This is a genomic window from Gordonia sp. AC31 (genome assembly GCF_031844505.1).
In the GTDB taxonomy this organism is placed as follows: domain Bacteria; phylum Actinomycetota; class Actinomycetes; order Mycobacteriales; family Mycobacteriaceae; genus Gordonia; species Gordonia hongkongensis.
In genome coordinates this window covers 1-12,158 of record NZ_JAUZVK010000046.1, presented here as the reverse complement: position 1 = coordinate 12,158, position 12,158 = coordinate 1, and the positions used below count along the sequence as shown (strand labels likewise).

Below are 12,158 nucleotides of genomic sequence, written 5' to 3'. Positions count from 1 at the left end.
CCGCAACTGCGCGCCCGAGCCGCGCACCGACATCGAGCCCCGACCGACATGGAGTTGTTTCGAGAATGAACCCTCTGAATACCGGCCGCCTCACGGCGGGGTCGGTGATCGGGGGGATCATGATGAGGGTCTGTCCAACCGGCCGGGGTAGTCGATGCGTGTCGTCGGAGCGCGCTCGTGGCCAGTGGCAGTGGTGCCCGTGCGGCGAACAGGCAGCTCAGGCGGGGGGGATGGTGTAGCACGGGTAGGGGTTCGGCGTTGAGTCCGTCGCCGGTCACCCTCGACGTGGGGCGGGTGGGGGGTTCTCGGCGTGTGTGGGCGGGTGAAAAGTTGAGTCCACTTGGGCGGGGCCGTCGTTGAATCGCACGCTGCGCACTACCTTTGAGTGTGGGTCGGACGCCTGAGACGGCGTCGCGACTGCGGGCGCGGGGCGTCGTTGGTTCCATCCAGCAGGGACCCATCCAAGGCGGCGCCCCGTTGCTCTGCCCTTTCTCGTCTGCCTTTTGTGGAGCGATCGCGTTTCATTTCGGTGGCGTCCCGGTCCGGCTGTGCGCAGCGCAGGCCGCAACGTCTGCTCGACCCGTGCGGTTTCCCGTAGATCCGTGCGCGATTCCGCGGCCGTTGGGACGGATTCCCTTCCTTTGCTCGCACCACCGCCACACTGAGCGGCTTTCGTCGTGGTGCCCCTCTGGCCGGTGCTAGGGGTTGCATGTTGGGCACGCACCGGGGTCGGCCCGATGAGGGGATCGTGGCACGGTGTGGCGGTGGGAGCATCGTGGGCAGCCGTGGATGTCGGCGTGCGGCTGGTCGGTGGGGGTGTTGCATTCGCGGCAGGGTAGGCCTAGCTGGGTGGCGATCGTGCCGTACCCGGGGCAGCGGCAGCGCGGACAGAGGGTGGCCAGTCTGGTAGCCAGAGTGTGCGCGACCTCGGTGAGGGTGACTTGGCGGGTGGGGTTGTGGTGTGCGCGTAGATCGGGCCCGATGTAGAGGGGCGTGGCGTGGGCGAGTGTGAGGGCATCGGTAGCGGTGGCGTGCAGTGTGGCGGGGTCGGTGATGCCTTTGCCGAAGATGCGGGGAGGTTGGGGTGGGCGGCTGAAAACGACGGCACCTTGCTGGGGGAAGCCGAAGGTGGCTGCAGCGGGGAGGGCGTCGTCGGGTTGGGTGATCGGTCGTGGTGGACCGGGGGTGAGGGTGGTTCGGGTGGTTTCTGTGAGTTGAATGCCGCGGGTGTGGTCACAGAACACCAGGATTTCCTCGTGAACGGGAATGAATCCGTAGAGGTTGCCGTAGGTGGCTTCACTGGCGATGGCCAGAGGAATCCCGGTGATGGTCATGGCCAGTTGAGCTTTGGCGACAGCTGCGTCTTGTGCGGTCAGGTGTCGTGTGACTTCTCCGGAGAAGGTGCCGAATTGGTCGGTGTCGAGTCCGGTGGGTACGACGAGCGTCGCGCCGAATGTGTCGGCGAACGCGCCGGCTAGTTGCCGATGTTTCCCGTGTGCGGTGCCCACGGCAATGCGCGCAGCGCGGTAGGGGTGGTCGAGGGTCGCAGGTGAGGGAAAGGTGCGTGGAGGTGGGGGTGCAGGTTGTCGCTGCTGCGCAGAGGTGGTCATTGCTCGTTCTCTAGTTGGTGGGGATCGGTGGGCGTGTGCCAGGGCTCCCAGTTGTGGCCGCGGCGAAGCCACCAGGTTCCGTTGTCGTGGGCGGCGAGGGTCAGCCAATTGCCGTTGACGAGGTGTGTGATGTCGCGGTGCGCGTCGATGATGGCGTCGATGCGCTGCCGTGGTGCGGTGATCGCCACGAGCAGACGCATGGGTTCGTGGTAGGGGCGGTGGGGGGTGGTGTAGACGCTTTGATGGGGCAAGCCGAGTTTCAGGTCGCTGCCTGCTCCTTGAAAGACGCCGATCTCTCCAATGATGTTGTGGGCGCTTTTGTCTCCGGCGCCGAGCACGGTGGGGTCGACGGTGGAGAAGTAGTACGCGGCGTTGATCCAGTGCGCTACCACCATGGGTCCGGTCATGATGGCTTCCAGGGTGGCGCCGGTGGTGTCGGCGTCGGGTTCGTAGGAGTGCAGGAAGCACCGGCGCTGGAGGTTCAGTGGTGCGCTGAGCTGCCGGGGCGCGATGAGGAATGCGGCGTTTCGGGCCAGGCCCCACTCGGGTTGGAGTTGCGCCCAGTCCGCGGCTCTGGTGGCTGCGTGGGTGTGTGCGTTGCGGCCCAGTGTGTTGCGTCGTGGCGCCCCGGGCAGGTCGGTGGCTCTCTCAGCGGCCAGCGCGCGGCCGGCACGTGCGAGGTCGTCGCGTAGCTGTGCGATGTCGGCGCGGTGGGTGTCGGGGAGAACACTGGTGTCGAAGAAGGCGACGACGTCGGTGGTGGTGTCGTGTTCGGCGGCGACGAACACGGTGTCGGTGGGGATGTCGATTCCGCGGGCCCGTAGCCGCATGCGAATGGCGGGTCGGTTGAGCATGGCGGCGGCTATGCGGGCGCTGGTGGCGCCGCGAGCGGCGCCGCAGGCGCCGCAGTCGAGGGCGCTGGCGTAGGGGTTGTTCGTGGTGGTGCTGCCGTGCCCGCACAGTGTCACTACACGTGCGAACGTGTCGGTCAGTCCGGTGGCGCGCAGCATTGTTTCCGCGAACTGGGTTTGCTCGTCATCGGTGGGGGCGGTGGGCCCGCTGACGAGGTAGTGCAGGTTGGTGTCGGGGGTGATGCGGGTGCGTAGCCAGTGTGCGATTGTCGATGCCGCTCGGGGGGCGACGGTGCGGGCGAAGGCGGCCGGGCCGAGCAGGCAGCCGCCGGCTTCGGCGAGCAGGTAACTGGCCAGGGGGCTCTTCTGAGCTGAGCGTAGGGCCCATAGTCCGGCGGTCAGGTCATCGGTTGCTTCGGTTGCGCGGCGGGCGTGCGCCCGGTCGGTGGGTTGTTGGGTGATGGTGACGCTGGGCGTCAGAAGTGCTGGCAGCAGATCGAGGCGATCATCACTGTGCCAGGGCTCAACGCGTGCAGGAACGCCGAAGAATCCTGCAAAACCGTAGGTGGGGTAGTCGCCGAGCGCTTCGAGATGGCGCCGTAGTCCTTCACTGCGAGTGTCGATGCAGAACACGAGTTGGGCTTGTGGCCGCGACGTGCTGGGTTCGGTGCGATCGGCGTGGTTCAGTGCGGTGAGCAGGCGGTCGCGGTAGTGATTTTCATACGCGTGCAGCCAGATCCGTTGTTGGGTGCGCAGCGGCAGGTGTTGCAGTGTCGCAGCGAGAGTGGGATCGGTGGGGGTGGGCAGGGCGGCGGTGGTGGTGTCCTCGAGGGGTGTGGGCAGGGGCGGGCCGTCGAGTGGTGAGGTGGGGGCAACGAGGTAGAGGGTGGCCTCATAGCTCAACCGCACTGCTAGGTAGTTCACGAGGTCGAGGGCCGGTGTGGTCTCGGTGGCTGGCGCCCACATCGTGCGCCACTTGGCATGTGCCGCCCACCCTGGTAGTCGGCCGAGCTGGGCGGTGAGTTCGAGGAGTTGCTCGTCGTCGTCGGTTCGGTTCAGCTGGTAGAGCGCGTTGAGGATGGCCTCATGCGGGGTGTCGGGAAGACGGTAGGCATCTCCAATGCCCCAGCGTCGCGCTACGCGGTCAGACCTCATCCACTGGCGCCAGGTGGTGTAGAAGCCTGAGTTCGGGTGGGCGGTGGTGCCGGCGATGTAGGTGGCGCACCATTTACTGACCTCGAGGTCGACCAGCACTGTCAGGGCGTCGGCAAGTTGGTGGGTGTGAAGCCGGGTACGGAGTGGCGCTCGGGCCGGGGGACAAGGCTGGAGATCGGTGGGGTGGGGGGAATGGTCGGCTAGAGCGGCGGCCAGGTCGATGTCGGTGATGCGACCGCGGCGGTAGGCGTCGGCGAGGAGCTGCGGTGAGGGCAATCCGTCGATGCCCAGAGTTGCCGCTGCGGTGGCGAGTGCGCTGTCAAAGTCGGTGTCGCGCAGGTCCCAGAGTGGGTTGATCGCGATGGCTGTACGCAGGGGCCAGAGCACGGGGATGGGTCGCGCAGCGCGCTCGATCAGCTCGGTGAGCGGTGCGTCGTGGGTGGAGATGGGATCGGTGATGGTCATGGGACTGCCTTTCTGGGAAGCGTTGCGGGAGGGTGCTTTGCGGCATCTTTGAAGGGGCTGGGGCGGTTGCGAGGTCAGCGTGGCACCGCCAGATCGGCGGTGGTTGTCGGCTCCGGTTGGGGTTGCGGGCCCGGTGGGCACGCCTGGGCGGTCCGGCGTGGGCCTGCGGGGGGGCGCGCGGCGTTGATCAGCGCGGTGTGTAGCCGCCCCGACAGAGGCGAGCGGCTGGTGATCATGGTCAGCGCGAGGGTTGACGCGGCGACCGCCAGAAGCCACCAGGCAGACAGTCCAGTGGCCGTAGCCGGTGCTGAGATCGCGATGATGCCACCGAGTGCGTGCACCACGGTCCCGTACGCCGCGGCGACAAGAGTCAGACCTGCTGGCCATAGCCAGCGGCGAGCCGAGGTGGGGGACCGCCGCAGCCACCATCCGGCGGCGATCGCGGCCGAAGTGACAGCGGCATAGACGGTGACGACAGAGATGTGGCCGGTGAGCAGGCTGGGTGAGGCGGCAATGAGCGCAGCGAGGGTGGCCACGGTCGCCGCGGCGACCCGTCCGGGTGTGTGGGTGGCACGCGGCAGGTGCGGTGTGGCCAGGGGCGGCACGCGTGAGCCGGAGGCCAAGAAGAGGGCAGCTTTGTACAGGCTGTGGCCGAGGAGGTGCAGAATCGCCGCTGGATATGCGCCGACAGTGCACTGCACGAGCATGAACCCCATCTGAGCGCTGGTTGACGCCGCCAGCTGCCCCTTCACATCGGGGTGACGAACCATGGCCAGCCCGGACCAGGTTGCGGTGGCGGTGGCGACAACGGCAATGACTATCAGCGCGGGCGTCCATGCAGCCAGTGGCCCGAGCCTGACCATCGCGATTCCGCCGCCGTTGACTACCCCGGCATGCAACAACGCGCACACCGGGGTGGGAGCGGCGACAGTCAACCGTAGCCAGGTGCGGAACCGTCCCTGCGCGCACCGGGCGAGGACCGCTACGGCGATCAGCATGGCGAGCACGCCATGCCAGGCGCCGAGATCGTCGACCGCCGTGCGCAGCGCGTCAGGGTGCAGACTGAGATTGCCCACCACAGCGAGGATTGCCACCCCCGCCAGGACAAGCGCGGTGTCCCCCACCAGCGTGGCGGTGCGCACAGATGCGACCAGCCGTGGCCCCCCTGGTAGGTCTTGACGATAGCCCGCTATCGCGGCAAACCCCAGCCCGGCGACAACCCACCCGACTATCAATCCGATGACCGTTGCCGAGGTTGCCACCACCGCCATCGCGCTGACGGTGACGGCCATGGCTACCTCAAAGCGCCCCGCGTGTGGATCGCTGAACAGATACCGGCCGGCGTAGCTGTGAACCACTGCACCCACGCCGCTGATCAAGAGCAACAACCAGACGGTGAGGTGATCGCCGATCACCCCCACCACCGGCTGGCTGATGGCGTTGCCACCGACCAACACGGAGACCGGTCCATCGAGCAGCACCACCACCGTTGTGACCAACGCTGCGGCCGCCGCAGACCACCACATGCCGCGACGGACCGCAGGCGACAGGAGCGGTCGCGTTACCGCCACCGTCAACGGCAGCCCGATGGCGCTGACCAACGCAATCTGTCCAAGCACTTCCACCGGCATACGAACCTCCATACATGAACTATTCTTCGTGATTTGTATATCAGGAAGTGGGCTGCGGTCAAGGATGGGTATGCGGAAGTGCCCGACGGGGAGGGTTTTCGCGCTTAGCGATACGCCTGTCGGGTGTGTGGTGAGACGTCGGATGGGTCTGGGTGGACCGTCGTGACCAATCACCGGGATGTGCTGGCGTGTCCGTTAAGGACTCACGGTTCGCGCCCGTGATGTTCGTCGGACAGGCGCGGATCACCGAGCGAGCCACGCAGGCGAGTGGGGGGCGGGTAGGTGACTCGGATCGACAGGGCGATGCGATCTCTGCGCAGTCGGCCCGTATTGCCGGTCGGCCATGCGGAACAACTAACCGGGGGGGGAATTACCTCACCGGGTTGGTGACCTGTGTCGTCGTCGATGCGATCGCACGGAAACGCCAGCAGCGTGCGACGGCGGTTCCACAGACCGCCCGCCGCCCGGGCCCGACTTCCTCTCGGCGAGGGGTTTCTCGACACCAGGCGGGCGGGCTCGGCGCATGCGTGCAAGACTCGACTCGCGCAGCCCCTGCCGCTATAGCTGCAGAACTGACGCGGCTGCGCTGGGGCTCACTCGCAGTCGCAACGTGGCTGCGAGGCGCCGGGGTGAGGGGAGGGTCCTGCCGCCAAGATCGTGCCGGCGCAAATGATCATTGTCGCCGATAACAGGAAGACCACAAGGCCCATGCCGATACGGCGCCTGCGGGCAGGACGAGGCGTTCGGTGAGATCTGGGGAATCGGAAGCCCAACAGCGACTCGATCGCGTCCATAGTGCAGTGTAGCCACCCTGTGAACGGATCTGGTGAAGACACAGAGACCGGGTGCAGGTCGGTCCGTGCCTATTCGTATGTCTGACAACGGGGTTCGAGCACACTCGGGTCCATAGCGTGGCCGCATTGTGCCGCGTCTGTCGGTTGAGGTCTCATCGCCGATCGCGGATCGCGCACGATCCCTGCAGCGGCCGACCGGAGGGCGCTAGGGTGATCGATCGTGAGTGCATCTGTGCGTGCGCGCGCCTGGAGAGTCCTGCGGGGCGGTGCCGCTCGAGCGGTGTTCACTCCAGTGCGGGTGGTGGCGATGGGGTTCCTGGCCGCCATTGCAGTCGGTACTGCCTTGTTGATGGTGCCTGCGGCCCGCCAGTCCGTCGAGGGCGCGGGCGTGATGGAGGCGTTGTTCACCTCGACCTCGGCGTCGTGTCTGACGGGTCTGGCCGTTGTTGACACTCCCACGTATTGGTCGAGGTTTGGCCAGGCTGTGATTCTTGCTCTGATTCAAGTCGGCGGCTTGGGGATCATGACAATGGCCTCTCTGGTGGGTTTGCTCCTGGCGAATCGGATCGGGTTGAGGGCCAGACTCAACACAGCTTCTGAAGCGCGCACCTCCGACCTGGGAGAGGTACGCGCGGTCGTTGTCGGGGTAGTACGGGTGAGTCTGGCTATCGAGGCGATCATTGCCACCGCGTTGACGGCCAGATTCGCCTTCGGCTACGACATCCCGTTGCCGCGTGCGTTGTGGCTGGGCGTTTTTCACTCCGTTTCGGCGTTCAACAACGCAGGTTTCGCGTTGTTCAGCGACAACATGATCGGCTTCGCCGAGGATCCGTGGATTTGCGTACCGCTGATGATTGCGGTGGTCATCGGCGGGCTGGGATTTCCGGTGTTGTTCGAGGTTGGTCGGCGGATACGCCAGAACCGCGCCGCCCACGCCCGCAACCGCCGGTGGAGCCTGCACACCCGGGTGACCGTGGTGGTGACGTCGATACTGCTGGCAGCCGGTTTCGTTGCGGTTCTCGCTCTGGAGTGGTCGGGCACGCTGAGCCAGTATGCTCTCGGGTCGAAGGTACTCATCGCAGCGTTCCAGGGCGTGATGCCACGCACCGCCGGATTTAACAGCGTTGACTACAGCCAGATGGATGAAGCGACCTTGCTGATCACCGACGTACTGATGTTCATCGGCGGAGGAAGCGGCGGCACCGCCGGAGGAATCAAGGTGACAACCTTTGCGGTGCTGCTGTTCATCATTCTGGCCGAGGTGCGCGGCGAGAAATCAGTGACGGTGTTCAACCGACGAATTGACTCACGACTGCAACGTCAGGCACTGACCGTTGCCGCCATCGGCGTCGCGCTCGTAGTGGTGCCGACCGTCGTGCTCTTGGCCGGAACCCGATTCGACCTCAACACTTTGCTGTTCGAAGTCACGTCAGCGTTCGCGACCGTGGGGTTGTCCACCGGTATCACTGCTGCGCTGCCAGCGTGGGGTCAACTCATACTGGTGGTGTTGATGTATCTCGGCCGGATCGGACCCATCACACTCGTCAGCGCCTTGGCCGCCCGGCAGCACAGACGACGCTATGAACTTCCCACAGAGAGGCCTCTCATTGGCTAGGCACAAGAGTTCTGATGTGGTTGTCGTCCTGGGCCTCGGTCGCTTCGGAACATCGCTTGCCCTCGAACTGATGCAGCACGGCACCGAAGTCCTCGGTCTTGATTCCAACGAATTGGTCGTGGAAAAGCTTTCGTCCCGTCTCACCCATGCCGCAGTTGTCGATACCACCGACGAAGACGCTCTACGTCAACTGTCGGTGCACGAGTACGGTCGGGCCGTAGTCGGGATCGGTTCGGACCTCGAAGCGAGTCTGCTGACCGCCTCGGCACTGATCAACCTTGAGGTCTCCACCATCTGGGCCAAAGCAATCAGGTACTCGCACGCGAAAATCCTGACCCAGATCGGCGTTCACCACGTGATACGCCCCGAACACGACATGGGTAAACGGGTCGCGCACCTCGTCCGAGGCCGCATGACCGACTACATCGAATTCGATGACGGCTTCGCCATGATCAAAACGCCGGCACCGACCTCCATCCTCGGTCGGCCCCTCGCAGACACCGCCATCCGCTCACGCTTCGGGGTCACAGTCGTAGCCATCAAACGCCCCGGAGAAGGCTTCACCTACGCCACCGCCGACACCATCCTCTCCGCCGGCGACACCATCATCGTCTCAGGGCAAGTTCACGACACCGAACGATTCGCCGACCTCACCTAGCCCACAACACCCAGGTACGGCTCTTCGCAGTTCGAACACTACCGACCCGGACACACCTCACACCAGCAGCGCCACAGACTCCCGTGCGTCGGACTTCACGCGTCACAGATCAGCTCACGACGAGCCGCACCCTGCCGGGACAGGCCGTCGTAGCGTTTCAATCCAACGCGGTGATGAGGTCATTGACAGTGTGGTGCGCCTCGAGCGGATGCCGAAGACGGCCCTCTTCGCACACCGTGTACACGTTGCGGCGACCAGCTTTGGTCTTAATGAGGTATCCCGACTCCACGAGATCAGAGATGATGGTGTGCACCGCGCGCTCGGTGATACCGATCAGCAAGCTCAACTCTCTCACCGTCACCGCTTCGTTCTTGGCCAGACAGAGCAACACGTGAGCGTGGTTAGTGAGGAACGTCCAGCTGCGCGCGCCGACGCTCTGGCCATCGCCGCCACCAGCACCTGCTGCGGCGGCGAGTTCAGGGGGCAACGGCGATGAGGTGACAGTAGAGCTGGTGCGCATCTCTGACAGTATACCTGCAATTCCCGTATCCCTATTCACCAATTGGGCGGATCGATCCGCCCGCCCCAGTCGACATGCGAGGCAAGCGAGCTCGCCCGTATGGTTACCTCGACTGCCATCGCAGTGAGCACTAGAACGAAGGAGCGGCGATGGACCACAGTCCGCACGAGCAGACCTCTCGAGCCCGCCCGAAGCTCGAAGCCGTACGGTTCGTCAGCGTCGTCGGCTCCCTCACCGCCCTGATGCTGGCGGCCCTGACCTACCTCTGGGCCGCTGCCAAAGCAGTGACCGTCGTCGCCGCGGTTGCCGAGGACGGCGTCTCCTCGGATCGAGCGCTGGTCAAGCTGTTCGAAAGCATCGACTCAATCCTGCTCGCGACAGTTCTGCTGATGGTCGGGTTCGGCCTGTGGGAGCTACTCGTTGCCGATCTTCACCTACCGCCAGCCTTGACCACCACCTCGTTCGACCAACTCAAAGGGCGAGTGGCCGGGACTTTGCTACTTGTCCTGGTCGTTCGCTTCTTCGAACGCCTCATCGCCCGACCCAACGCTGACGACCTTCTGGCCCTGGGGATTTCGACCGCACTCGTGGGCGCCCTCTTGCTCGTCTTTGCCAGCAGCCACCGCGACCACTGAACTCCCACCCCTCCTCCCCGCCCCCGCGACACCCACAAAATAAGCGCAACAGTATTCCGGAAGTGCAATTCATGTGTATTATCTCCTGATACGTGGTGCGCTGGTACTGCGTCGGTACGAGTAGAGGGAGAAACATGATGAGTGCCTCGGAGGTGATGCAGCGTCCCGTAGTCACCGTGTGTGTCGATGCGGCGCTGGCCGAAGCGATGGTGCCGTTGGCTGAGCACGGGTATGCCGCGCTGCCGGTAGTCGATCGATCGCATCGGCTGGTCGGCATGCTGACCAGTGGCGATGTTCTTCGTGGTCAGCGAGACGACACCGTGACGACCGTCGCGGAGGTAATGGCGACGCCGGCGCAATCGGTCACGATCGACCAGGATCTCAGTGACATCACCCGACTGTTGGTCGGTCACGGTTTGCGTAGTATTCCCGTGGTCGACTCCGAAGCGACGGTGGTCGGCATCGTGTCGCGGGGCGACCTTCTGCGACTGTTCCTGACCCCGGACGACGCACTGCAGGTCAGTGTGCAGCGTCGCCTCGACGAGTACACCGGCAACCGACGCTGGGTGGCCGCAGTCCGACACGGCGAGGTCAGCGTCTACGGAGTCTTCGCTGACGATTCCGAGCGCCGCATCGCAGTCGCTCTGGCGCGCACAGTGCCCGGCGCCCGCTGCATCGCTGTGCGCTGAACCCGACACACCTTGCTAGAATATGACCGCATAACACACAGTCGCGGTAGTTCGAAATCAATCTTCCTGCAGCACAAGCTAAATCCATCAAGTGCAGTCGTTGGTCGTCAGCGCAGCCCAGGTGTGCGGGCCTGGCGAATACACCGACAACACCGGGGTGGAAAGACCGTTGCTGCACACAGCTCACCGGAGGTATGTGACAGTGTCTGTTCCGTTCTGGGCCTGGGCCGCAGTGCTCGGGTTCATCGTGGTCATGCTGGCGATCGATCTCTTCGCCCATCGCCGTGCTCATGTCATCGGCGTCCGCGAGGCCGCGATCTGGTCAGCGATATGGGTAGGCATTGGTATCGCCTTCGGTGGGCTGATCTGGGCGTTCGCGGGCGCGGAATTCGGCCAACAGTACTTCGCCGGCTACATGATCGAGAAGTCGTTGGCAGTCGACAACGTGTTCGTCTGGGCGATCATCTTCACCTACTTCGCCGTCCCCCGCGAACTGCAACATCGTGTGCTGTTTCTCGGTGTACTTGGCGCCCTGGTGTTCCGTGGCATCTTCATCGCCGCCGGATCGGTACTGATCGCCAGCTTCAGCGCCATCCTCTACGTCTTCGCGGCCTTTCTGATCTGGACCGGCTACAAAATGCTGCGCCAACGCAACGAACACCTTGACCCGCACAAGTCACGCACACTGCGGTTGTTCACCCGCTACGTCCCGATGAGCGATGCGTTCTACGGCCAGAAGTTCTTCGTCCGCGTCTCCGGAGTGGTGCTGGCCACACCACTGCTCGCAGTACTAGTCCTCATCGAAGTCACCGATATCATCTTCGCCGTCGACTCGATCCCCGCGATTTTCGCCGTCACCGACATCCCGTTCCTGGTGTTCACCGCCAACGCCTTCGCCATCCTCGGCCTGCGTGCCATGTACTTCCTACTGGCTGATCTGCTGCACCGCTTCATCTACCTCAAGCTCGGTCTGGCTCTGGTCTTGGTCTGGGTTGGCATCAAAATGGCCCTCAAGATCGACGTGATCTACATCCCCACCCTGATCTCGCTGACCGTCGTCACCACCATCCTCGCAGCGTCGGTGGCTGCCAGCCTCTACGCCACCCGCGGTCAAGGGCGCCGCGCACCTGAAGTCACCGCCAGCCCCTTCCGCATCGCTACCGAAACCGAACTGAGGACAGCAACCTCGCTGTGGCGCCGCCGGCCCGTCCACGACGACACTCCGCCGCCCACCCTCCTCGACGAAACAGAACCTTCGGAGCAGAACGCCGAGTCCGCCAACGCCGCTCATCAACACGGTCACCCACTACCCAACACGCCATCAACCCCCAAGGCCACCAGCGATGACCACACCTAAGTAGCAACCGAGATATGCACCCACAGCAGAGGACGGCCATACCGCTCTGGCCCAACCAATCTCCGTCCACACCTCGCCCAGCCAGATACAGGTCGGCAGGTCGGCGGTCGATCGTCAATCTGCGCGCAGTCGTCAGTATGGCCGTTCTCGCCGGGTGCGCAGTGGGAACACAGGGGAC

General features: G+C 64.5%; 9 protein-coding genes. 5 read left to right on the top strand and 4 right to left on the bottom strand.

Going from position 1 to position 12,158, the window contains the following annotated elements; translation table 11 throughout:
* Positions 1-698: 698 nt before the first annotated feature.
* From Q9R39_RS24020 to Q9R39_RS24010, 3 genes are all read right to left on the bottom strand, one after another.
* A complete protein-coding gene (locus Q9R39_RS24020) occupies positions 699-1,610 on the bottom strand; it encodes a DUF6671 family protein (RefSeq protein WP_311278407.1) in 912 nt (303 codons plus the stop codon).
* Entirely contained in the window at positions 1,607-4,081 is a 2,475-nt protein-coding gene (locus Q9R39_RS24015; RefSeq protein WP_311278406.1) for a DUF2309 domain-containing protein, read from the bottom strand. Before Q9R39_RS24015 ends, Q9R39_RS24020 begins: the two co-directional genes overlap by 4 nt.
* 74 nt (positions 4,082-4,155) lie before the next feature.
* Complete coding sequence (locus Q9R39_RS24010; protein ID WP_311278405.1) at positions 4,156-5,712, bottom strand: proton-conducting transporter membrane subunit; 1,557 nt, start codon at positions 5,710-5,712, stop codon at positions 4,156-4,158.
* Between the two features lie 1,074 nt (positions 5,713-6,786).
* Between Q9R39_RS24010 and Q9R39_RS24005 the strand changes: the two genes are divergently transcribed.
* Both Q9R39_RS24005 and Q9R39_RS24000 read left to right on the top strand, forming a co-directional pair.
* Positions 6,787-8,121 carry a TrkH family potassium uptake protein gene (locus tag Q9R39_RS24005; RefSeq protein ID WP_396275745.1) on the top strand — a complete coding sequence of 445 codons (1,335 nt, stop codon included), beginning with the start codon at positions 6,787-6,789 and terminating at the stop codon, positions 8,119-8,121.
* A complete protein-coding gene (locus tag Q9R39_RS24000; RefSeq protein ID WP_311278404.1) occupies positions 8,087-8,779 on the top strand; it encodes a TrkA family potassium uptake protein in 693 nt (230 codons plus the stop codon). Before Q9R39_RS24005 ends, Q9R39_RS24000 begins: the two co-directional genes overlap by 35 nt.
* 157 nt (positions 8,780-8,936) lie before the next feature.
* Here Q9R39_RS24000 and Q9R39_RS23995 read toward each other — a convergent pair whose 3' ends face one another.
* Positions 8,937-9,299, bottom strand: a complete 363-nt coding sequence (locus Q9R39_RS23995; RefSeq protein ID WP_078112006.1) for a winged helix-turn-helix domain-containing protein — start codon at positions 9,297-9,299, stop codon at positions 8,937-8,939.
* Positions 9,300-9,448: 149 nt separating this feature from the next.
* Between Q9R39_RS23995 and Q9R39_RS23990 the strand changes: the two genes are divergently transcribed.
* From Q9R39_RS23990 to Q9R39_RS23980, 3 genes are all read left to right on the top strand, one after another.
* Positions 9,449-9,934: a YqhA family protein gene (locus Q9R39_RS23990; RefSeq protein WP_078111952.1), complete on the top strand. Its 486-nt coding sequence runs from the start codon at positions 9,449-9,451 to the stop codon at positions 9,932-9,934.
* A gap of 134 nt (positions 9,935-10,068) precedes the next feature.
* A complete protein-coding gene (locus tag Q9R39_RS23985) occupies positions 10,069-10,623 on the top strand; it encodes an HPP family protein (RefSeq protein ID WP_078111953.1) in 555 nt (184 codons plus the stop codon).
* A 202-nt stretch (positions 10,624-10,825) separates the two neighbouring features.
* Positions 10,826-11,980, top strand: a complete 1,155-nt coding sequence (locus tag Q9R39_RS23980; protein WP_078111954.1) for a TerC family protein — start codon at positions 10,826-10,828, stop codon at positions 11,978-11,980.
* Positions 11,981-12,158 lie beyond the last annotated feature (178 nt).